The following is a 21,983-nucleotide window of genomic DNA, read 5'->3' as shown; positions in this document are numbered from 1 at the left end:
CCATGGCGACCGGCCTCATCCGCAGAATCGAGGGCCTGCCGATCATCCTCGTCTTCGCCTGCATCCTCGGCCTATTCATGTTCACGGCGCCGGGCGTGTTCCTGTCGCCCTTCATCTACACGACGTTCCTGTCGACGCTGCCGCCGCTGATCCTGCTGGCGCTCGGGCTGACCTTCGTCATCGGCGCGGGCGAGATCGACCTCTCCTTCCCCGCGATCATCGCCTTCTCCGGCTTCGTCTTCGCCTTGCTCTTCAAGGAATACCAGCTCGGCTGGATCGCGGTCGTCGCCGCCCTCGCCGCCGGTCTGCTGGTCGGCTTCGTCAACGGCCTCCTTGTCGCCAAGGTGGGCATCCCCTCCTTCATCGCGACGCTGGGCACGCAGTTCTTCTGGGCCGGCATGGCGACGGTGCTCTCGGGCGGCAAGTCCTATGCGTTGCGCGGCGCCGAGGAATCGAGCGTCTGGCAGGTTCTGGTCGGACGAATCGATTTCGGCCCGAACGCCCCGATCTGGCTCAACCAGATCTCGCTCCAGGCCGTCTGGACAGCGCTGATCGCCTTCTTCCTCTGGACGATCCTGACGCGCCATCGCTTCGGCGAGCACATCCTGTTCATCGGCGATTCGAACGAAGTCTCGCGGGTCGTCGGCATCGACGTGGACCGCGAGAAGATCCGTCTGTTCACGCTGATGGGCGGGCTCGCCGGTCTCGCCGCGATCTTCCTGACGCTCGAAAACAAGAACTTCTTCGGCAATCAGGGCCAGGGCTATCTGCTGACGGCCATCGCCTCGGTGCTGATCGGCGGCACATCGATCTTCGGCGGCCGGGCGACGATCATCGGCACGATCTTCGGCTGTTTCATCATCGGCATGCTGGAGGCGGGTCTGGTCGCCTCGGGCCTCACCGGCGCCTGGGTGCGGACCGTGCAGGGGCTCATCTTCCTCATCGCCATCGTCTTCTATCTCTATGTCGAGGAGCCGCAGCGCCGCGCCGCCTTCCTGGCGCGCCTCGGCTTCAGCGCGAAATTCGGGAGGGCGAAAGCCGCCGAATAGCCTGCGCCAGAACTTCGGCAAAGCCGATCGGCCGCAGGTGCAAGCATGAACGGAGGGAGGAATCGATCATGCGCGCAAAGGCCATTCTCTTGGGAGGGATCGCCGCGGCGGCCCTTGGACTTTCGCTCGGCGCGGCATCGGCCGAGGACATGCCGGGCGCAGGCCTCGTCATGTACATGCAGATGGGCGGCAATGCCGGCGACGGAGCGACGCTCGCCCGCCAGACCGGCGCGGCACAGGCCGCCAAGGCGCTCGGCGTCGATCTGCGCGAGCAGTTCTCGGCCTGGGCGCCCGAGACCATGATCAACCAGTTCAAGGAAGCGGTCGCCGCCAAGCCCGCCTGCATCGAGATCATGGGCCATCCCGGCAGCGCCGCCTTCCATGACCTCGTCAAGAGCGCCGTGGACCAGGGCATCATCGTCACGGTCGGCAATTCGCCGATGACGGACCTGCAGCAGGAGTTCGGCGCCAAGGGCCTCGGCTATGCCGGCGTCGACCTCTATGCCGGCGGCAAGCTGACGGCCGAGGCGATGCTGGCCAAGGGTCTCAAGTCCGGCGACGAGGCGATGGTCTATGGCGTCTTCAGCCAGGCCGAGCGCGGCCAGTCCGAAAAGGGCCTGGCCGATACGCTCGAAAAGGCCGGCCTCAAGGTCGACCGGCTCGAGATCACGCAGGAGGTCAATTCCGACACCTCGCTCGGCGTCCCGGTTCTGGCGGCCTATATCCAGGCGCACCCGAACCTGAAGGCGATCGGCACGCAGCATGGCGGCATCACCGGCATCATGGGCCAGGTGCTGAAGAGCGCCGGCAAGCAGCCGGGCGACATCATCGTCGGCGGCATCGACCTCGGACCGGCGACGATCGACGGCCTGAAGTCCGGCTATGTGACGGCGACCCTGGACCAACTGCTCTATCTGCAGGGCTTCATGCCGGTCGTGCAGTGCGTGATGTCGGCCAAGTACAAGATGCCGGGCCTCTCGCTCAATACGGGCGCCGGCGTCGTCACGCCGGACAGCATCGACGGGCTGGTCGATCTGATCGACGCCGGCATTCGCTGACGCGCTGGTGCGGCGCCGGTCGAGTTCCGGCGCCGCCCTCTTCACCCTGCATCCGCCATGATTCGCCGCCAGACCTGCGACCGAGCGAAGCGGCCCTTGCCGGCGGCAGCGTCCTGCCCCAGCTTGTAGGGCAGCGCCATGGCGGCCGATGATTCCCGTGATGCAGTTCAGCGCAACGACGACCCGCACCGTCCGCCTGTTCGCCCGCTGGCTCGCGCTCGCCGGCGTCGCGCTGGCGGCCGTCGGCATCACCATCGTCGGGCCCGCGATCAACGAACCCCGTTTCTTCAAGAAGCCCGACCGCAGCGGCTATGCCAATCTGAACGGCATCAAGATGTGGTACGCCATCTTCAACCCGCATGGCGGCGCGCCGGTCATCCTGCTGCATGGCGGCCTCGGTTCCTCGCGCGACTGGCGCAACCAGATCCCGGCGCTCGTCGGCCATCACGAGGTCATTGTCGCCGACAGCCGCGGCCAGGGCCGCAGCACGCGCGGCAACGAGCCGATCGGCTATGACGTGATGTCATCCGACGTGCTGGCGCTGATGGACCATCTCAAGATCCGGCAGGCGGCGATCGTCGGCTGGAGCGATGGCGGCATCATCGGGCTCGACATCGCCATCCATCACCCGGACCGGATCTCGAAGCTCTTCGCCTATGGCGCCAACTACAATGTCGCGGGGCTTGCGCCCTCCCCCGTCCCCTCGGTGCTGGCGCCCCTGCAGGCGAGCGCCAGCGAACTGCTCGACGAGCACGCCGAGACCGTGCGCGAAGTGAACGAGATGTGGGAGACGGAGCCGAATTTCAGCCACGCCGAGCTCCGCGCGATCCATGTTCCCACGGTGATCGCCGATGGCGAGCGCGAGGAAGCGATCCGGCCGGAGCATACGCGCGAGATGGCGAAGCTCATTCCCGGAGCCCAGCTCGTGATCCTGCCCAATGTCGGCCATGCCGGCCTGCTTCAGGATCCGACAGCCTTCAACAAGGCCATGGTCGACTTCCTCGACGGCCCTGCGGCGCCGATCCCGCCGAAGCCGGAGCCACGGCCCAACGATGTCAGTGACACCCCTTCTCCCGCTCGACCTTCGTGATCGCCTGGACATTGGCGCGCTCATAGCTGTTGAGCCGGATCGCCGACTGGTTCGAGGTGACGCAACCATCATTGGAGAAATTCGCCTTGCCCCGCGCCGTGCGAAAGCAATAGCCATTCTCGTGATAGATCGTGTTGCGCGCCGTCCAGAGGCTGTCGCACGACAGCGTCCGGAGGCTCGACAGCGACATCTTCTCGCTGTCCGTGCAGCCGATCGTCTCGAAGCAGGCAGCACGCGCCTGGCCGGCGGACAGCAAGGCGGCACAGACCGCGATCGTCGAAATCAGAACGGGGTGGCGCATGGTTTCTCTCCCGAATTTTTCCGCCTGACGCGGCGGATTTGCGCGCGACCCTAGTCCTGCCGCCCAGCTTGGCTATGATCGCGGTCACCTTTCCTCATCCGCACATCGGAGTTCCCCTCACATGAAGATCCTGCTCGTCGGCGCCTCGGGCGTTCTCGGCACGGCCATTGCTGCCGAACTCGGCGCCCGTCACGACATCATCCGCGCCGGCCGCACCGGCGATGTCCGCATCGACATTCGCGATCCCGCCTCGATCCGCGCCACCTTCGAAGAGGTCGGCACCTGCGATGCCGTGGTCAGCGCCGCCGGCAAGGTCAAGTTCGCGCCGCTCGTCGAAATGACGGCGGAGGATTATGCGATCGGCATCGCCGACAAGCTGATGGGCCAGGTCAATCTCGTGCTGATCGGCAAGGATTTCGTGAGCGAGGGCGGCTCGTTCACGCTGACCACCGGCGTGCTGGCGCATGACCCGATCCGCAAGGGCACCTCCGCCTCGATGGTGAACGGCGCCGTCGATTCCTTCGTGAAGGCGGCGTCGATCGAGCTGCCGCGCGGTCAGCGCATCAACGCCGTCAGCCCCGGCGTGCTGCTCGAATCCATGGGCGGCTACGCTCCGTTCTTCCGCGGCCACGAGCCGGTGCCGGCCGCCCGCGCGGCGCTCGCCTTCTCGAAGAGCGTCGAGGGCGCATTGACCGGCCAGGTCTTCTCGGTGCTCTAGACGCCGTCAGCCTCCCGACCGAATCGGACGACGCCTTGGCCAGTCTCGACATCGACCATCTCGCGCGCGCTGCCGCCGGCCGCACGCTCATCATGGGCATCTTGAACGTCACGCCGGACAGCTTCTCCGACGGCGGCGACCATGCGGAACGTGACGCCGCCGTGGCGCGCGGCCGCGCCATGCTGGCCGAGGGCGCCGACATCATCGATATCGGCGGCGAATCGACCCGGCCGGGCGCGGCCGAGGTGGATGCGGCGACGGAGAGCGCCCGCGTGCTGGAGGTCATCCGCGCACTCGGTACCGAACCGGGTGCGCTGATCTCGGTCGATACCTACAAGGCGGCCGTCGCCGACGCCGCCCTTTCGGCTGGAGCGCGGATCGTCAACGACGTCTGGGGCCTGCAGCGCGAGCCGGAGATCGCGCGCGTTGCGGCAGCGCATGGCGCCGCCGTGATCGCCGGGCATTGGGAGAAGGAGGCGCGCTACGGCGCGGCGTCCATCCTCGACGCGCTGAAGCGCTTCTTCGACCGCTCGATCGCCATCGCCCGCGCCGCCGGCATTCCCGATCACCGCATCCTGCTCGATCCCGGCATCGGCTTCGGCAAGGACGAGGGCGAGAACCTCGTCATCCTCGACCGGCTCGATGTGCTCGTCGCGCTCGGCTTCCCGATCGTGATCGGCACATCGCGCAAGCGCTTCATCGGCGCGCTCACCGGCCGCGAGCCGAAGGACCGGATCTACGGCACGATCGCTACCAACGTCATCGCCGCCGAGCGCGGTGCGGCCATCGTCCGCGTGCATGACGTCGCCGCGCATCGCGACGCGCTGGCGCTGACCGATGCGATCCTTGCCTCCCGCGACCAGCAGGTATCCACGCCATGACCGACCGCATCCTGATCAGCGACCTGCACTTCTTCGCCCGTCACGGCCTCTTCGCCGAGGAGGAAGCGCTCGGCCAGCGCTTCGTGGTCTCGCTCGTGCTCGAACTCGACCTGTCGCGGGCTGGCGCGAGCGACGCGATGGAAGATTCAGTTCATTATGGCGAAGTGGTCGCGACGACCGAGGCGATCGTGACACAGCGCCGCTTCAAGCTAATCGAGGCGCTCGCCGAAGCCATCGCGAGCGATGTCCTCGACGGTTTCCCGCTCGTCCAGCGGATCACCGTCCGCGTCGCGAAGCCGGGTGCGCCGATCCCGCTCGCCAGCGGCCTCGTCGCGGTGGAAATCGAGCGGGGCCGCACGTGAACGAGGCCTTTCTCGGACTCGGCGGCAATCTCGGCGACCGCGCCGCGACACTCGCCACGGCGATCGACGATCTTCGCGCCGCCGCCGGGGTGCGTGTGACGCGCGTCTCCCCGCTCTATGAGACGCCGCCTTGGGGTCCCGTGCCGCAGGGGCCCTATCTCAATGCCTGCGTCGCCATCGAGACGACGCTTTCGGCCCGCGCCCTGCTCGACCTCTGCCTCGCCATCGAGAAGCGCCATGGCCGCCAACGGCTGGTGCGCTGGGGCCCGCGCACGCTCGACATCGACCTTCTGCTCTACGGCGCAGCGACGATCGACGAGCCGGGCCTGATCGTACCGCATCCGCGCATGGCGGAGCGCGCCTTCGTGCTGGTGCCGCTCGCCGAGATCGCGCCGGACCTCACGATCGGCGGCACAGCGATCGCAACGCTGCTGGACCGCCTGCCCGCCACCGAGCGGCAGGATGTGCGCCGCTGGGCCGGCGACACGGCCGGCTGAACAGCGCCTCGCCCGCCGCACCCCGCGGAGAACATTGGTCTCCGCCGGGGCGTCGCGTTGGAACGGATCGCCTTGCACGCCGCCGTGGCCGTCGTAGGCTCATCTCCGGGGCCGGCTCGACCGGACCGATGGGGATGAGGTGACAGCATGAGCATGCATGATCTGACCAGAAGCTGGCGTACCGCCCTTGCGGCGCTGGCCATCGGCATTGTCGCGAACGTCGCGACCGCTGGTGCGCCGGCCTTTGGCGAGGAGATCTGGAAGACCCTGCCCGATCCGAAGCCGCTGCCGAAGCCGGACCAGACCGGCACGCTCGACGTCGACGGCGCCAAGATCTGGTACGCGACTTTTGGCGAAGGCAAGGGCTCGCCGGTGCTGCTGCTGCATGGCGGGCTCGGCAATTCCGATTATTGGGGCAACCAGGTTCCCGCGCTCACCGACAAGCACGAGGTGATCGTCATCGATACGCGCGGTCATGGCCGCTCGACCAAGGGCGACAAGCCGTTCAGCTATGACCTCTTCGCGTCCGATGCGCTCGCCGTGCTCGACCATCTGAAGATCGACAAGGTGGCGCTGGTCGGCTGGAGCGACGGCGGCATCACCGGCCTCGACATCGCGATCAACCACCCCGAGCGGCTCTCCAAGCTCTGGGCCTTCGGTGCCAATTACAACGTCTCCGGCGTCAAGCCGAATGTCGACAAGGACCCCGTCTTCGGCGCCTATATCGAGAAGGCCGGCAAGGATTACGAGAAGATCTCGCCGACGCCGAAGGACTACGAGGCCTTCGTCAACGCGCTGGTCGCGCTCTGGTACAGCCAGCCGGACTATAAGGCCGAACAGCTCGCCAAGATCACGACGCCGACCGTCATCGCCGATGGCCAGTATGACGAAGGCATCAAGCCGGAGCACACGGAAGAACTCGCCAAGCTGATCCCGAACGCCAAGCTCCTCATCCTGCCAAACTTGAGCCACTTCGCGCACTGGCAGGACCCGGCGACGTATAACAAGGATCTGGTGGCGTTCATTGATGGGCCGTAGGGGCCGGACGCCTCAGACGGCCGAACATGGGTCTCGCCCGCGCCTTAACCTCTCAACCTGTCATTGCCGGGCTTGACCCGGCAATCCAGACTTCGGGTTGTGCGCGGGCCAGCGATGACACGAAGAGAAAGACCGGATTGCCGGGTCAAGCGCGGCAATGACATCTGGAGGGTTGCCCGGCCATTGGCAGCCAGCTTTGGAGAACGGGTTCCCCCGTCCGAAGTCCCAACCTCCCGCCTTGTGATGCTCACACGACATCACCATGCTATCATTGTGATAGCATGGGACGGACGACACGGAGCAAGCCATGGCCCAGATGCTGGTGCGCAACATCGACGACGACATCGCGGAACGCTTCAAGGCGAAGGCCAAGGCCGAGGGCAAGTCGGCCGAGCAGGCCATGCGTGACCTGATCGAGGGCTACGCCGCCGACGGGAAAGCGGAGGCTCTGGCGAGGCTCGATGCAATCCGCAAGCGCGTCGGGCCGATCACTCTCGATCCGGTGGCGATCATCCGCGAGGACCGCGATACGGACCATGGCCGTCTTTGATGCGAGCGCGCTGATGCGCGCGGCGGTCCAGAGCAGTGCCAGCGGGGCGGCCGTCGCCGCGATCGAAGCGCACGATGCGGTGGCGCCGGACATCATCGCGGTCGAAGTCGCCAACGCACTCTGGCGCTATGTTCGCGCCGGCGAAATGAATACGGCCTCCGCGATCGAGCTTCTTGCGGCAGCGCTGGCAACGATCGAGATCGTTCCTGCATCGAACAGTCTGCTCACGGAGGCGCTTCGTATTGCCTGCGACCAACGACACCCGGTATATGATTGCGTCTATGTCGCCCTCGCCCAGCGGCTGAGCACGAGCGTCGTCACCGCCGACCTGAAGCTCGCAGGGCTGGCGCGGCGCCTACATGTTCCCGTCATCCTGTTACCGTGAAGCAGAGCGGGACAAGCAGCGATCCATCATCGCGGCAATCCCCTTGAGGCGGATCGATTCCGCGCCTGTTCCGTTGTCCTCGCAGTAGCGTTAGGCTTCCGGCCAGATGGGCGGTAGACCCGTTTGAGGGTCATCATCCGAACCGAGGCATCCCATGTCCTCTACACCGATCCCCACGATCACCGCCTTCGAACGCTCGCCCGACGGCGGTCAGGGGCTGGCGCGGGATACGCGGGTTCGCTGGGCGCTCGAGGAAGTCGGGCAGCCCTATGCGGTTCGGCTGGTTTCCTTCGCCGCGATGAAGCAGCCGGCGCATCGCGCGCTGCACCCCTTCGGACAGATTCCGACCTATGAGGACGGCGATCTCGTCCTGTTCGAGTCGGGCGCGATCGTGCTTCACCTCGCCGAGCGCCATGCCGGGCTGCTGCCGGACGATGCCAATGCGCGGGCGCGCGCGATCGCCTGGATGTTCGCGGCGCTGAGCACAGTCGAGCCGCCGATCCTGGAACTCGTCAATGCGAGGCTCCTCGAGAACGACAAGCCCTGGAACAAGGAACGCCTGCCGATCGTCAAGGATCGCGTCCGTGACCGTCTGCGCGAACTCGCGGCCCGGCTCGGCGAGGCCGACTGGCTCGACGGTGTGTTCAGCGCCGGCGATCTTCTGATGGTCTCGGTGCTGCTGCGGCTCCGGCGGTCCGGACTGCTGGACGAGTTTCCAAGCCTTGCCGCCTATGTCGCCCGCGGCGAAGCCCGCCCCGCCTATCAGCGCGCCTTCGCGGCCCAGTTGGCGGTCGCGAGAGGAACCCCGCCGGCCGGCGCGTAGCTGGCGCTACCGGTGCGAACGATCAGACTTCTGCCCCTTCACCTCTCCCTGAGGGAGAGGTCGGCGCGAAGCGCCGGGAGAGGGTTTAGGGAACCATCCGAAGCGGAAAAGGCGGGTCAGCGCCTTGTTCTGAGGCTTCCCTAAACCCTCTCCCGCCGGCCTTCGGCCGTCGACCTCCCCCTTAGGGGGAGGTGAAAGAAAGGAAGCCGCGACCACTCGCTCACTCCCCCTCACAGCGGAATATTGTCGTGCTTTTTCCAGGGGTTATCCAGCTCCTTGTTGCGGAGCAGGCGGAGCGCTCGCGCGACGCGCTTGCGGGTCGAGTGGGGCATGATCACCTCGTCGATATAGCCGCGCTCGGCGGCGACGAAGGGCGAGAGGAAACGGTCTTCATATTCCTTTGTGCGGGCGGCGAGTTCTTCCTTGTCGCCGTTCGAGGCGCGGAAGATGATCTCGACCGCGCCCTTGGCGCCCATCACGGCGATCTGCGCCGAGGGCCAGGCATAGTTCACGTCGCCGCGCAGATGCTTCGACGCCATGACGTCATAGGCGCCGCCATAGGCCTTGCGCGTGATTACGGTGATCTTCGGCACCGTCGCCTCGCCATAGGCAAAGAGCAGCTTGGCGCCGTGCTTGATCAGGCCGCCATATTCCTGCGCCGTGCCGGGGAGGAAGCCCGGCACATCGACAAAGGTGACGATCGGGATGCCGAAGGCGTCGCAGAAGCGCACGAAGCGGGCGGCCTTGCGCGAGGCGTCGCTATCGAGCACGCCGGCCAGCACCATGGGCTGGTTGGCGACGATGCCGACGGTGCGCCCCTCGATCCGGCCGAAGCCGGTGATGATGTTGCGCGCGAAGGCCGCCTGGATCTCGAAGAAATCGCCCTCGTCGACCGTCTTGGTGATCAGTTCCTTGATGTCGTAGGGCTTGTTCGGATTGTCGGGAACGAGCGTGTCCAGCGACATCTCCAGCCGCTCGGCCGGATCGCTCGTCTCGAGCTCGGGGATCTCGGCGCGATTGTTCATCGGCAGGAGATCGATCAGCCGGCGCATCTCGGTCAGCGTCTCGACGTCATTGTCATAGGCGCCGTCGGCGATCGACGAGCGCGTCGTGTGCACGCTCGCCCCGCCGAGTTCCTCGGCCGTCACGGTCTCGTTGGTGACGGTCTTCACGACGTCGGGGCCGGTGACGAACATGTAGCTGGAATGGCGGACCATGAAGATGAAGTCGGTCATGGCAGGGGAATAGACGTCGCCGCCGGCGCAGGGGCCCATGATCACGGAGATCTGCGGGATCACGCCGGAGGCGAGCACATTGCGCTGAAACACCTCGCCATAGCCGCCGAGCGCCGCGACGCCCTCCTGGATGCGGGCGCCGCCGGCATCGAACAGGCCGATGATCGGCGCGCGGTTCTTCAGCGCCATATCCTGGATCTTGGTGATCTTCCCGGCATGCGCCTCGGAGAGCGAGCCGCCGAACACCGTGAAATCCTTGGCGAAGACGAAGACCGTGCGGCCGTTGATCGTGCCCCAGCCCGTCACGACGCCGTCGCCGGCGATCTTGGTCTTCTCCATGCCGAAATCGGTCGCCCGGTGCTCGACGAACATGTCGAACTCCTCGAAGGAGCCCTCGTCGAGCAGCACTTCGAGCCGCTCGCGCGCGGTGAGCTTCGACTTCGCGTGCTGGGCGGCGATGCGCTTCTCGCCGCCGCCGAGGCGCGCCTCGGCCCGCCGCTCTTCGAGCTCCGCCAGGATGTCCTTCACGACGTCGCCTCCGGTGCAATTTCGCTGGCTTGAGACTTAGCAGGCCCGCCCGGCGCGTTGAAGCGTGAAGCGTGGCGGACGCGCGCGCAACGTGCCCTGAGAACGCCACAACTGGCGTGCTAACAAAGTCGGGCGCGCGCCGGGGGGCGGCGCAACGGGAGACCATCGGTCATGAAGTTCTCACGCCTGCTCGGCGGCGCCCTTCTCGCGTCCGCCCTCATCGGATACGGGTCGGTCGCGTTCGCGGAAGATGCAGCGCCCGCTCCGGATGCCGCCGCTCCGGCAGCCACCAGCGACGAAGCGGCGCCGCCGGCGAAGCCCGCCAAGAAGGCCAAGAAGGCCGCCAAACCCGGGCCGCAGGACGGCGTCTGGACCGGAACCTTCGTCCAGGTCGGGCATGCCAAGGCCTTCCCGATGAGCATCACCTTCTCCGGCAAGACGATCGAGACGAGCTATCCCGACCAGTCCTGCGCCGGCAAGCTCGCCAAGGTCGGGACGAAGGGCGACACCAGCTTCTTCGCCGAGACGATCACGCAGGGCGGCGTCGATGCGGCGACCGGCAAGGGTTGTCTCGACGGCAATGTCACGCTGATCAAGTCCGGCGATGGCTTCATCTGGGGCTGGGTCGGCCAGCACGACGGCAAGCCGATCGTCGCCTATGGCACGCTGGCCAAGCAGGCCACCGTCCCCGCGCAGTAAGGCCCCTCAGGCGGCCAGCACCAGCGCGGCCGCCTGCATCTCCTGCCAGCGCGCCTCGCGGCGCGCTGCCGCTTCCTTGTCGTCGCCCCAGAGCTCGAGCTCGAAATCCTCGTCGACATGGGCCGCGCGCCAGACCTCTTCGGCGTTCAACCGTCCGTGCAGGAGCGCCAGCGTCAGGATCGCGGATCCGGTCAGCGTGTTGACCGTCGAGAGCGCGGCGAGCGCCAGCGGATCGGGATCGCCGAGCGCCGCATCGACGGCCGCGATCGTCTCCGGGAACTGCGGCACATGCACGATGCCCTCGGCGAGCAGGAAGCGCGCGCCGAAGCGCTCATGCATCCATTCGACCAGCGGCGTCCATAGCGCGTCCTGCTGCTCGACGAGCCGCGCCGGACCCGGCGCGCGATAGCAGAGCAGATCGCTTTCGGCATAGCGCAGGATCTCGTCCCGCACCGGCCCCGGATCGCGGGCAACGCCGTCGATGGCGGAATTGACGAGACGCGTCAGCGGCATGGTCGCGGGATCGATCAGCGTGCCCTGCGCCGCCCACTCGGCCGCAAGCGCCGCGGCAACCGCCTCGCGGTCGACGCGCAGCAGCAGTTTGGCCGGCGTGCGCACCGTCTTGCCGTCGAGCCGCACGACGAAGCCATCGCCCTCCGCCGCATAGTCGGCGGTCTTGTAGAATCGCTTCGGCAAGGGGCGCGGCTGCGCAGCCGACCGCATCGGATCGCGCGGCTCCTCGCCCGCCGGATCGTCGAAAACGCCGTTCATTCGTCGTCGGGCTCGTTCGTATCGCCGAGGTCGGTGTCGAAGCCGAGCAGGTTCCAGCTCTGGAGCATGTGCGGCGGCAGCGGCGCGCTCACGTCCAGCGTGCCGCCGGCTGGATGCGGGATCACGATCCGCCGGGCGTGGAGATGCAGCTTGTTCTGGATGCCGCCGGGGAATTCCCAGTTGGTGTCCGCCTCGAAATACTTGGAATCGCCGATGATCGGATGGCCGATATGGGCCGCATGCGCGCGCAGCTGATGCGTGCGCCCGGTCACCGGCCGCATGGTCAGCCAGGCGAGATTGGGGCCGGCATTGTCGACGACCGAATACAGCGAGACCGCATGGCTCGCATCGTCGTCGCCATGGCGGGCGATCTTCATCTTCTCGGTGCTTTCCTCGCGCGCGAGCCAGGTCGAAACCCGGCCCTGCGAGGGACGCGGCACGCCCTTCACCAGCGCCCAGTAGACCTTCTTGGTCGTGCGGGCGCGGAAGCTGGCGGCGAGCTTGGAGGCCGCGAGGCGCGTGCGCGCCACGACGAGCACGCCGCTGGTCTCGCGATCGAGACGATGCACGAGGCGCGGCTTCTGGCCCTTGGTGTCCCGGAGCGCCTCGAGCATGCCGTCGACATGGGTCGTCAGGCCCGAGCCGCCCTGAACGGCGAGACCCCAGGGTTTGTTGAACACGAAGACGTGGTCGTCCTCGTAGAGGCACATGGCCATCAGCGTGTCGGCCGTGCCGCCGCGCGCGCCGGCCGGACGGGCGACATGCGGCGAGCCGCCGGCCTCGTCGACGCCGAGCGGCGGAATGCGAACCACCTGCCCCGCCGAGACGCGGTCGGACGTCTTGGCTCGGCCGCCATCGACCCGCACCTGACCCGAACGGAGCAGCTTCTGAAGATGACCGAAAGAAAGCCCCGGATAATGCTGCTTGAACCACCGGTCCAGCCGCATATCCGTCTCGTCCGGGGTCACTGTCTTGGTGACGACGCTCGCCATCCTGCTCCGTCCTGCCTTGGATCGCGCGTCATATCACCCGGGGAGGCTCCTGACGAGCCAAAGTCCCGCAGACACCGCTGCCAGGGAAACCGCGACCGAGCCCCCCACATAGAGAATCGCGAGGCCGAATTCATCCCGGTCCCAGAGATAGGCGGCATCGAGCGAGAAGGCGGAGAAGGTCGTGAAGCCGCCGAGAACGCCGGTGGTGAGGAAGAGCCGCCATTCCGGCTGGCCGAAAAAGCCGATTCGCGCCACCGCAGCCGCGGCGATCAGCCCCATGACGAAGGAGCCGGCGACGTTGATCAGGAAGGTGCCGAACGGGAACGCCTCGCCGAGCAGGCGGATGGCGGCAAGGTTGGTCGCGTAGCGCAGGACGCCGCCAAGGCCGGCGCCGACGAACACGATGAAGGCAAAGAACATGGGAATCTCCAGGATCGATCCGCGAGCGGGTCCGGTCATGAGCGCTGCGCAGCCGGAAGCCGGACAAGTTCCTGCCACGCCCCCGCAAGAGGGTTGTGAACAGGAGCCATCAGCCGGAACCGGCGGTTCAGCTTTCCGTAGAGGAAACGCTCGGGAGACCCCATTCCCGTCAGCCGAGATTAGGCCCGGCGGGCCGGATTGCAAATGCCGCGCGACCGCCGCGCGCTTGCCTGCCGGTGACGTGCGTCACAGGGGGCGGGCGGTCATTCTTGCTCTCGCCATGAACTCACGACACAATGCCGCCCACAAAAGCCTCGGCGTCCGGCCGACGCACACCTGTTCCTCGGAGGACATAATGAACGTTTCGCTTTCCGGCGCTCGCGGCCTGGTGCTCGTCTCGACGCTGCTCCTGTCGACGACTGCCTTCGCGGCGCCCGATGCCACCAAGATCGCCAACAGCGTCGTCGCGGCGCTGCAGGCCAAGGGTGGCGCGAAGGCGAGCTTCGATTCGGCTTCGGCGAATGGCGACGACGTCGTCATCACCAATCTCAAGGTGTCGCGCGAAGGCTCCGACGCCACCGTGCCGTCGGTGGTGATCGCGAGCCCGGTCGAGCGCACGCCGGGCGGCTTCACCGCGGCCAGCATCTCCTTCGACAATGGCAAGATCGTCGATGGCGAGCAGACGATCAGCTGGAAGACCGGCATCTCGAAGGACGCGGTCGTCCCCGATCCGACCGAGGTGCATTCGACCGCCAAGATCACGCCGTTCTCGCATTTCGAGATCGACGGGATTTCGGTGGCTGCGCCCAACGCGCCCGATCCGGTCACGGTGGATTCGTTCGCGGTCGATCTCGGCAATGTCGTCGACGGCGCGCCGAACGAGGGCAAGCTCACGGTCGCCGGCATCAATGTTCCCGGCAGCGTCCTGAAGGCCAGCGGCCAGGGCTCGAGCACGATCACCGATCTCGGCTATGACAGCCTGTCTCTGAATGTCGGGATCGCGGGCAGCTATGACGCCGCCAAGAGCGCGCTGACGATCAACGGCATCACGCTCGACGGCAAGGACATGGGCAAGCTGTCGATCAGCGGCACCTTCGGCGGCGTGCCGCGCGAGAAGCTGCAGAACGCCGATCAGTTGCACGAGCTGGCGCCGACGGCGACGCTCGAGGTCGCGGAGGTCCGCTTCGACGATGCCGGCCTGACCAACCGCGCGCTCGACATGCAGGCCAAGCAGCTCGGCGCCAAGCGCGAGGATCTCGCCGCCATGGTTCCCGGCTTCCTGCCGCTCGCCTTCAGCCAGGTCAACATCACGGACGAGGCGTTCCAGAGCGAGGTGTCGGCCGCGGTCAGCGCCTATCTGAAGGACCCGAAGTCGATCACGGTGAAGTTCGCGCCGGCGACGCCCGTGCTGCTGACCGAAGTCGGCAAGACGGCGCTGGCGAGCCCGAACGGCGTGCTGAAGCTGCTCGGCATCGGCGTCGCCGCCAACAACTGATCGCAATCGACTCTTCGGAAGCCCGGATCCAACCGATCCGGGCTTTCGCGTCTGGATAATCGGCTCGCCGCCGAGGAAGTGAAGGAAAGACCATGATCCGCCCTGCACTGCGCACGCGCACCGCCGCCGTCATCCTCTTCGGATGCGCCGTTTTCCCCGCCGGTCATGCGCTGGCCGAGGAGCCGGTCGAGACGACGATCCGGGGCTGGATTTCCTCGCTGGACGCGACCCCGAACTGGGTCGCCGGCTTCGGCGAGCTCAGCTATGACGCGGCGACGCAGACGGCGACGATCCGCAATCTGAGCATCCGCACGGAGAATGTCACCGCGATCCCCGGCGGCAAGCTGGAGGTCACCTTCGACCGAATCGACGTCAAGGGTTTCAACCAGAGCCCCGACGGCGCGTTCGCGTTCCAGGAACTGGACATTCACGACGCCCGCGTCGTCGCTTCCGGCAAGCCTCCGGTCAAGGCCGAGGTGTCGACGGAGGGCAGTGCCGCCGTCACCAGCAGCCCGATCCGGTTCGACATGCGCTTCGGCTCGCTGTCCTACAAGGACGTTTCGGTCCCGAGCTTCGCCGGCGTCGTGATCGACACCGCGAAGCCGGTCGCGTCCTGGATCAAGGTGATGTCCGTCGCGCTGAAGGCCTCCTCGGGCCCCTCGGAGGGCCGGAACTTCGTCTATGACACCGAAATGCAGGGCGAGAAGACCCACACCACCATCGACGCCATTCAGATGAGCGGCATGAAGGATGGGGTGGTGGACATGGTGTCGATGGGTCCGCTGACCCAGGAGACGCCCTCTCCCGATGGTCTCGTCAAGATGAAGGTCGAGAAGATCGAGGGGCGTGGCTACAACGTCAACGCCATCATGGATGTCCTCGATCCCGACCGCTATGTCGGCGGCGTCGGCGACGGCAAATGGCGCACGGCCGTGGCGCTCGAGACCTATCGCAACTGGAGCTTCGTCATTCCCGGCGTCGAGATCCGCATCGGCTCCTTCGAGACCGAGAATCTCAAGACGCGCCAGCCCTCGAAGCCGTTCACGCCCGCGATCGACCAGATCATCGCCAATCCGGATATGGACGAGAAGGCGCTGGGCGCGCTCGCGCTCGATATGGTGCCGGACATCATCTATTCGTTCGGCATCGGCTCCTCCCGCCTGAGCGACCTCGACGTGGTCGCGCCTGAAATCGAGCGGTTCCATCTCGGCGACTTCCACCTGACCGATTTCTCGTCCGATGGTCTCGGCGAGATCGGCGTCGGCGATCTCGACGTCGCCGTCGGCGACAAGGGCTCGTTCGGGGCGGAGCGGATCGCCGTGGGCGGCTTCGTCTTCCCGTCGATCGACAGGATCCGCTCGGCGATCAAGGCGGCCGAATCCGACATCGAGGTCGATCCGCTGACGCTCGCGCCGACCATGGGCTTCGCCGAAGCCGTCAATCTCGATCTCGTCCAGGGCGGCAAGAAGCTCGGCGCGCTCGACCGCGCCCGTCTCGACCTCTCGGACTATATCGGCCCGGTCCCCACCAATGTCGGGCTGGACCTCCGCGGCCTCAATCTGGATCTGTCGCTGGTCGACGACCCGCAGGCCCGCAAGCTGATCGAGGGCCTCGGCTATGACCGGCTGATGGCGGATTACGGCTTCAAGCTGCATTGGCGCGAGGCCGACGAGAGCTTGAACCTGTCGGATTTCAAGCTCACGGTGAAGGATGTCGGCACGATCAATGCGGATGTCGCGCTGACCGGCCTCAAGCGCGCGACGATCGAAGCACCGCAGACCATCGAGTCCGCGCTGCCGAACCTCCTCTTCTCCCGCGCCAAGGTCACCGTGCAGGACAGCTCGGTCGTCGACCGCGCCGTGGCCATGGAAGCGAAGAAGAAGAACCAGACGCCGGAGAAGTTCCGCGAGGACGTCGCTGGCGCGCTCCCGCTGACGCTGATGCTGGTGCTGAAGAACCCGACCTTCCAGCAGAAGCTGGCCCCGGCGCTTCAGACCTTCATCCGCACGCCCGGAAAGCTGACGTTCACGGCAGCACCCGCCACGCCCGTGCCGCTGCTCGCGATCATCGCGGCCGCGGAGAGCGATCCGCGCACGCTGCCGAACCTGATCTCGCTCGAAGTGCAGGCCGGCCAGTAAGGCCGGCCTGCCCGGCTCACGCGGCGACGCGCGTCTCGCTGATGGCGCGGGCCGCATTATCGGCACGCTCGACCGCCGCCGTCACGGCGCGTTCGGCCGCTTCAGGGCCGAACGCCACGCCCTCGACATCGATCACCTCGACGTCGGTGAGGCCGAGGAAGCCGAGCATGAAGCGGAGGTAAGGCTGCTGATAGTCATGGGCCTTCATCGGGCCCTGCGAATAGATGCCGCCCTTGGCCTCCACCAGGACCACGCGCTTGCCGGTCACGAGACCGACGGGTCCGTTCTCGCCATAGCTGAATGTCTTGCCTGAGCGGGCGATATAGTCGAACCAGCTCTTCAGCGTCGAAGGAACGGTGAAATTGATCATCGCTGAGGCGATGACGATGACGTCGGCCGCGAAGAGTTCGTCGATCAGCGCATCCGAGCGCGCGACCAGCGCCTGCTGCTCTTCCGAACGCGCCGCGTCCGGCGTGAACACGGCGCCCAGAAACGCCTCGCCGACATGCGGCAGCGGCTCCCGCGCGAGATCGCGGCGCACCAACGTCGCCCCGGGATCGGACGCGAGAAGCTGCTCGATCGCTTTCTCGGCCACCCGGGTCGAATGGGACGCCTCGCCGCGAGGACTCGACGTCACAAAAAGAATGTTGGTCATGCCGCTTTCCTTCACTATCTTTACGTTGACGGCACCTACAAACGGTACCGTACGGTAACATTATTGAATATCGACGGGGCAGCAGAAGGATTCAAGGGCGTGCGCAGCGCGGCAGTTGAACAGACCGTTCACCCGACCGAGGCCATCGACAGCAGCCTCCCGCCGCGCCAGAGGATTCTCATCGCGGCGCGCGACCTGTTCTATCGGTTCGGCATCCAGGGCGTCGGCGTCGAGACGATCGCCGAGACGGCCGGCACCAACAAGATGACGCTCTATCGGCACTTCGAATCGAAGGAGCTGCTGGTCGCGGAATATCTGAGCGGCCTCGCCGCCGAGGGTGAGCGCTTCTGGGACGACCTCGACCGCCAATATCCCGGCGATGCGCTGGCGCAGATCAACGCCTGGATGGACGAGATCTGCAACCAGAAGAGCCGCTGGCGCGACGGTGGCTGCGCGCTGGTGAATGCGGCGATCCAGATCAGCGATCCAGATCATCCGGGCCGCCGCGTCATCGAGCAGACGAAGCGCAAGCATCGCGAACGGCTGACGGCGCTGTGCCTCGCGTCCGGCCTGTCCGAGCCGCAGATGCTGGCGGATCAGCTCTTCCTGCTGGTCGAGGGTTCCCGCGTCTTCCAGCGCAGCCTCGGACCGGACGGATGCGCCTGCGATCTCCGCGCGCTATTTGCCCGCATCCTCGCATCGCATGAGCCGCTCGCGGTCGCCGCTCCCTGAGCGCGGCCGGGACGGCGCGCCTCAAGCGGCGGCGAGCCGGCCTGCATCCATGCGATAGACCCGGTCGAACGCACCCTCCGGCAGCGCGGCGTGCGTCGCGAGCACCACCGAGCGCCCCGACGTCGCCGTGAGAATATCGGCCAGCAGATCCGCCTCGATATCAGGATCGAGGCCTGCCGTGGGCTCGTCCAGCAGCAGGATCGCCGCGGGCGCCAGCAGCGTGCGCGCAAGGCAAAGCCGGCGCGCCTGGCCGGCCGAGAGCGTCGCGCCGGCCTCGCCCAGCCAGGTGTCGAGCCCGAGCGGCAGGCGGCGGACGAACTCGTCGAGCCGGGCGCGGGCCAGCGCGCCATAGAGCGTCGCATCATCGGCGTCCGGCGCGCCGATCCTGAGGTTGTCGCGGATCGTGCCGATGAAGACGGGCGTATCCTGCGTCAGCAGCGCGATGCGGCCATGCAGTTCCGATGTCGCGACATCGCGAATATTGATGCCGCCGAGGCGGATGGCGCCCTCCCCCGGATCGGCAAGGCGGATCAGAAGCGCCAGCAGCGTCGACTTGCCCGAGCCGCTCTCGCCGAGGATGGCGATGCGCTCGCCGGCCTCGATGGTGAGCGAGACATCGGTGAGGACCGGCCGGTCGCCATAGCGGAAACCGACATGACCAGCCGAAAGCGCTCCGCTCGCGGGCAGAACGGCCGGAACACGCGGCTCGTCGACGGCAGGCTCCGCCTGCAGGATCGCCGAAAGGCGGCGGGCGGCGGCGCGAGCGGCGCCGAGACGGCCGGCACCGCGCAGAACGGGGCCGCTGGCTTCGAAGGTGGCGAGGATCAGGAGGACCATGCTGACCAGCATGGGGCCGCTGATCCTGCCGGTGGCATGGGCGCCGAGCCCGATCCACAGCACCGCCGCCATGGTGAGGCCGAGGCCGAGCTGCATCGCGGCCGGACCCAGCGCCGTCCAGCGGGCCTGCCGCAGCCGGGCAGCGCGCAAATCCCTGGCAGCCTTGTCGAACTCGCCGGAGACGAGCGGCGCGATGCCGAGCGCGACGATGTCGCCATGCCCATCAGCGCCGTCGAGCGCCAGTGTGCGCAGATGCGCCGAACGTCCGACGGCTTCGGTGCCCGCCGCCTGGCCGAGCCGCGACAGCACGAACGGGACGAGCAATGTCGTCGCCAGCAGGCCGCCAATCGCGGGAATGATGGCCTCGGGCAGGACGAAGGCCAGCACGACGCCGAGGCCGAGCGCGGCGACCAGCGCGGCGGCGACCGGCAGCACCAGCTGCAGCACCACCATGTCGAGCGTATCGATGTCGCCGGTCAGGCGCGCGACGAAGTCTCCGGTGCGCGCGGCGGCATCGCGGATCGGTACCAGGGGGATGAGCCGCGAGAAGACGAGCACGCGGAGGTCGGAGAGGATGGCGAGCGTCGCCGCATGTCCGCTCACCCGCTCGCCATAGCGCGACAGGATGCGCAGGAAGGAGGAGCCGCGCACCATCGACGAGGGAATGAAGATGTTGAACAGCGCGCCGATCCCCGCGAGATAGGTCGCGGTCAGGAACCAGCCGGAGACGCCGAGCAGCGCCATGCCGGTGAGCAACGTTGCCACGCTCAAAGCGAGCGCCAGCAGAAGCTTGCGCGTGCGCCCGCGCAGCAATTCGACGAAGAACCTCATGGCGCGTCTCCCATGCCGGCGCGCGTCGGAACCGATCCCGGCGGACGATGCGGCACGGGCAGCAGCTTGCCCCCGGCGATCCGGTAGATGCGGTCCATGCGCCGGGCCAGCGCCGCCGAATGGGTCGCGACGATCAGCGTGCGCCCGGCGGCGAAATCGAGGATCGAATCGGCGACCAGCGCTTCGGTACCGACATCGAGATGGGCCGTCGGCTCGTCGAGCAGCACGAGTCCGGGATCGGAAAGGAAGATGCGCGCCAGCGCCACGCGCTGCGCCTCGCCGCCGGAAATGCCCCTGCCCCGCTCGCCCACGGCCGTCTCGAGCCCGTCCGGCAGGCGGTCGGCGAAATCGGTGACATGGGCCAGCGCGGCGGCGCGGCGGATGTCGGCGTCGCTCGCGTCGGGACGGGCGAGGCGGACATTGCCGGCGATCGTGCCGTGGAACAGTCGGGGGCGCTGAACCAGCAGCGCGACGCGGCCGCGGAAGGAACCCTCGTCGATCGCGCCGACCGGCGCATCGTCGATGCGGATATCGCCCTCGAAGGAGCGGAAGCGGCCGATCGCCTCGAGCAGCGTCGACTTGCCGATGCCGCTGGCGCCGAGGATCGCGATCCGCTCGCCGGGCGTAATGTCGAGATCGATGCCGTCGAGCACCTTGCCGCGCCCCTCGGCCGTCACCGTCAGACCGCGGATCACGACGGACGCCGCCCGCACGGGCACGACGGCGCGCCGGGCGGCCATGACCGGCAGCGGCGCGGCCTCGGGCAGGCCATCGAAGACGGCATCGAGGCTGGCGACGGCGGCCCGCGCCGAGGCGCGGTCGTGATAATGCGCGGCGAGTGTGCGGAGCGGCAGATAGACCTCGGGCGCCATCAAGAGGCAGAACAGCCCGGCCTCGAGGCCGAGCGGCACGGAGCGGAGCGGAATGTCGCCGAGGAAGGTCAGGCCGACATAGACCGCGACGCCGGCGACGCCGAGCGCGGCGAAGAACTCGAGCACGGCCGAGGACAGGAACGCGATCTTGAGCACGGCCATGGTGCGGGCGGCGAGATCCTCGGTCGCTATCTGAACGCGCCCGACCTCGTCCTCCGCCCGGCCAAACAGTTTCAGCACGACAAGGCCACGCAGCCGGTCGGCGAACAGGCCGGAGAGGCGAGACATCGCGCCGAGATGGCGGCGGCTCGCCGATTCGGCCCCCCAGCCAACGAGCGCCATGAATAGCGGGATCAGCGGCGCCGAGACGAGAAAGATCACGCCGACGACCCAGTCGACCGTCATCAGGCCGATCGCGAAGACCAGCGGTAGCACCGAGGCGGCGACCATGGCCGGCGTGAAGCGCGCGAAATAGCCGTCCAGCGCCTCGACCTGGTCAACCATGCCGCTGGTGAGCTCGCCAGAACTGCGCGCGCGCATCCATTCCGGCGTGCGGGCCATCAGCGCCGCGAACAGGCTCTGCCGGACCGCGAGCTTGATGTCCTCGGCCGCGCGGGCGGCAACCCGCTCACCGACGAGGGCGAGCGCGGCCCGCGCAACGATGACCGCCAGAAGAATCAGGATTGCGCCGCCCTCATCCGACGGCGAGCGTCCACCCGCGATCACGCCGGCCAATATGCCGGCGAGTGTCAGCGCCTGCGCCGCGATCAGCACGCCGCCCAAAAGGGGCAGCAGCATCGAGACCGTGAGCCAGCGACCGGCCGCCTTGCGCTGCGCGGACAGCCAGGCCTTGGCCTCGGGCCGGAGGGAATCCGCCGAAGCGCGCGGATCGAATTCGACGGAGCTCATCGGGCGGGATGGACCTTGTTCCGGGGCGAGCGCATGCGCACGCCGAAGGGCGCCGCGGTTATCCCATGGCCCGCATCGGGCCGGAGGGTATTGACAGAACTCAATCTCCGCTCCTCA

Annotated in this window: 23 protein-coding genes and 1 riboswitch; of the genes, 15 read left to right on the top strand and 8 right to left on the bottom strand. The window is 67.3% G+C overall.

The features are described 5' to 3' along the window. Positions 1-2 precede the first annotated feature (2 nt). From GGR25_RS00455 to GGR25_RS00445, 3 genes are all read left to right on the top strand, one after another. Positions 3-1,049 carry an ABC transporter permease gene (locus tag GGR25_RS00455; RefSeq protein ID WP_183396773.1) on the top strand — a complete coding sequence of 349 codons (1,047 nt, stop codon included), beginning with the start codon at positions 3-5 and terminating at the stop codon, positions 1,047-1,049. Between the two features lie 68 nt (positions 1,050-1,117). Further along, entirely contained in the window at positions 1,118-2,107 is a 990-nt protein-coding gene (locus tag GGR25_RS00450; RefSeq protein ID WP_183396772.1) for a substrate-binding domain-containing protein, read from the top strand. Between the two features lie 160 nt (positions 2,108-2,267). After that, positions 2,268-3,197, top strand: coding sequence for an alpha/beta fold hydrolase (locus GGR25_RS00445; protein ID WP_183396771.1), 930 nt, complete (start codon positions 2,268-2,270; stop codon positions 3,195-3,197). Here the strand turns inward: GGR25_RS00445 and GGR25_RS00440 are convergent. Beyond that, a complete protein-coding gene (locus tag GGR25_RS00440) occupies positions 3,163-3,498 on the bottom strand; it encodes a YARHG domain-containing protein (protein ID WP_183396770.1) in 336 nt (111 codons plus the stop codon). The two genes, GGR25_RS00445 and GGR25_RS00440, sit on opposite strands and share 35 nt — an antisense overlap. A gap of 121 nt (positions 3,499-3,619) precedes the next feature. On the opposite strand from GGR25_RS00440, the gene GGR25_RS00435 reads away from it, so the two are divergent. The 8 genes from GGR25_RS00435 (at position 3,620) to GGR25_RS00400 (ending at position 8,752) form a co-directional block, all read left to right on the top strand. Next, positions 3,620-4,216 (top strand): short chain dehydrogenase, encoded by a 597-nt coding sequence (locus GGR25_RS00435; protein WP_183396769.1) that lies wholly within the window; start codon positions 3,620-3,622, stop codon positions 4,214-4,216. Between the two features lie 35 nt (positions 4,217-4,251). Further along, the gene (gene folP, locus GGR25_RS00430) at positions 4,252-5,097 is read left to right on the top strand and encodes a dihydropteroate synthase (RefSeq protein WP_246409120.1); all 846 of its coding nucleotides are present in this window, start codon (positions 4,252-4,254) and stop codon (positions 5,095-5,097) included. Then, on the top strand, positions 5,094-5,459 hold the full coding sequence (folB, locus tag GGR25_RS00425; protein ID WP_183396768.1) for a dihydroneopterin aldolase: 366 nt from the start codon (positions 5,094-5,096) through the stop codon (positions 5,457-5,459). Before folP ends, folB begins: the two co-directional genes overlap by 4 nt. Further along, positions 5,456-5,956 (top strand): 2-amino-4-hydroxy-6-hydroxymethyldihydropteridine diphosphokinase, encoded by a 501-nt coding sequence (gene folK, locus GGR25_RS00420; protein WP_183396767.1) that lies wholly within the window; start codon positions 5,456-5,458, stop codon positions 5,954-5,956. The genes folB and folK overlap by 4 nt, the downstream gene beginning before the upstream one ends. Positions 5,957-6,103: 147 nt before the next feature. Further along, the gene (locus GGR25_RS00415; protein WP_246409118.1) at positions 6,104-6,994 is read left to right on the top strand and encodes an alpha/beta fold hydrolase; all 891 of its coding nucleotides are present in this window, start codon (positions 6,104-6,106) and stop codon (positions 6,992-6,994) included. Positions 6,995-7,301: 307 nt separating this feature from the next. After that, entirely contained in the window at positions 7,302-7,544 is a 243-nt protein-coding gene (locus GGR25_RS00410; RefSeq protein WP_183396766.1) for a FitA-like ribbon-helix-helix domain-containing protein, read from the top strand. Continuing rightward, a complete protein-coding gene (locus GGR25_RS00405) occupies positions 7,531-7,929 on the top strand; it encodes a type II toxin-antitoxin system VapC family toxin (protein ID WP_183396765.1) in 399 nt (132 codons plus the stop codon). The genes GGR25_RS00410 and GGR25_RS00405 overlap by 14 nt, the downstream gene beginning before the upstream one ends. Positions 7,930-8,083: 154 nt before the next feature. Beyond that, positions 8,084-8,752, top strand: coding sequence for a glutathione S-transferase family protein (locus GGR25_RS00400; RefSeq protein WP_183396764.1), 669 nt, complete (start codon positions 8,084-8,086; stop codon positions 8,750-8,752). Between the two features lie 230 nt (positions 8,753-8,982). Here the strand turns inward: GGR25_RS00400 and GGR25_RS00395 are convergent, their stop codons facing one another. Next, positions 8,983-10,515, bottom strand: a complete 1,533-nt coding sequence (locus tag GGR25_RS00395; RefSeq protein WP_183396763.1) for a carboxyl transferase domain-containing protein — start codon at positions 10,513-10,515, stop codon at positions 8,983-8,985. Between the two features lie 171 nt (positions 10,516-10,686). On the opposite strand from GGR25_RS00395, the gene GGR25_RS00390 reads away from it, so the two are divergent. Continuing rightward, positions 10,687-11,214 (top strand): hypothetical protein, encoded by a 528-nt coding sequence (locus GGR25_RS00390; RefSeq protein WP_183396762.1) that lies wholly within the window; start codon positions 10,687-10,689, stop codon positions 11,212-11,214. A 6-nt stretch (positions 11,215-11,220) separates the two neighbouring features. Here GGR25_RS00390 and GGR25_RS00385 read toward each other — a convergent pair whose 3' ends face one another. The 3 genes from GGR25_RS00385 to crcB are packed head-to-tail and all read right to left on the bottom strand — an operon-like array spanning position 11,221 to position 13,397. Then, complete coding sequence (locus GGR25_RS00385) at positions 11,221-11,985, bottom strand: ATP12 family chaperone protein (RefSeq protein WP_183396761.1); 765 nt, start codon at positions 11,983-11,985, stop codon at positions 11,221-11,223. Continuing rightward, the gene (locus GGR25_RS00380) at positions 11,982-12,977 is read right to left on the bottom strand and encodes an RluA family pseudouridine synthase (protein WP_183396760.1); all 996 of its coding nucleotides are present in this window, start codon (positions 12,975-12,977) and stop codon (positions 11,982-11,984) included. Before GGR25_RS00380 ends, GGR25_RS00385 begins: the two co-directional genes overlap by 4 nt. Before the next feature lie 33 nt (positions 12,978-13,010). Continuing rightward, positions 13,011-13,397, bottom strand: a complete 387-nt coding sequence (crcB, locus tag GGR25_RS00375; protein ID WP_183396759.1) for a fluoride efflux transporter CrcB — start codon at positions 13,395-13,397, stop codon at positions 13,011-13,013. A gap of 93 nt (positions 13,398-13,490) precedes the next feature. Further along, positions 13,491-13,574: riboswitch (Fluoride riboswitch) on the bottom strand. 178 nt (positions 13,575-13,752) lie between these two features. Here crcB and GGR25_RS00370 point away from each other — a divergent pair. Both GGR25_RS00370 and GGR25_RS00365 read left to right on the top strand, forming a co-directional pair. Then, positions 13,753-14,892, top strand: a complete 1,140-nt coding sequence (locus GGR25_RS00370) for a hypothetical protein (RefSeq protein WP_183396758.1) — start codon at positions 13,753-13,755, stop codon at positions 14,890-14,892. A gap of 92 nt (positions 14,893-14,984) precedes the next feature. Beyond that, on the top strand, positions 14,985-17,030 hold the full coding sequence (locus tag GGR25_RS00365; RefSeq protein WP_183396757.1) for a hypothetical protein: 2,046 nt from the start codon (positions 14,985-14,987) through the stop codon (positions 17,028-17,030). Between the two features lie 16 nt (positions 17,031-17,046). On the opposite strand, the gene GGR25_RS00360 is transcribed toward GGR25_RS00365, so the two are convergent. After that, positions 17,047-17,685 (bottom strand): FMN-dependent NADH-azoreductase, encoded by a 639-nt coding sequence (locus GGR25_RS00360; protein WP_183396756.1) that lies wholly within the window; start codon positions 17,683-17,685, stop codon positions 17,047-17,049. A gap of 99 nt (positions 17,686-17,784) precedes the next feature. Between GGR25_RS00360 and GGR25_RS00355 the strand changes: the two genes are divergently transcribed. Continuing rightward, complete coding sequence (locus GGR25_RS00355) at positions 17,785-18,417, top strand: TetR/AcrR family transcriptional regulator (protein WP_343067930.1); 633 nt, start codon at positions 17,785-17,787, stop codon at positions 18,415-18,417. Between the two features lie 21 nt (positions 18,418-18,438). Here the strand turns inward: GGR25_RS00355 and cydC are convergent, their stop codons facing one another. Both cydC and cydD read right to left on the bottom strand, forming a co-directional pair. Then, complete coding sequence (cydC, locus tag GGR25_RS00350) at positions 18,439-20,085, bottom strand: thiol reductant ABC exporter subunit CydC (protein ID WP_183396754.1); 1,647 nt, start codon at positions 20,083-20,085, stop codon at positions 18,439-18,441. Then, positions 20,082-21,866, bottom strand: a complete 1,785-nt coding sequence (gene cydD, locus GGR25_RS00345) for a thiol reductant ABC exporter subunit CydD (protein ID WP_183396753.1) — start codon at positions 21,864-21,866, stop codon at positions 20,082-20,084. Before cydD ends, cydC begins: the two co-directional genes overlap by 4 nt. Between the last annotated feature and the right edge of the window lie 117 nt (positions 21,867-21,983).

Origin of the sequence: Kaistia hirudinis (assembly GCF_014196455.1) — a bacterium.
GTDB lineage: Bacteria > Pseudomonadota > Alphaproteobacteria > Rhizobiales > Kaistiaceae > Kaistia > Kaistia hirudinis.
The sequence above is the reverse complement of the archived record's forward strand: the minus strand, read 5'-3'. Positions and strand labels throughout refer to the sequence as shown.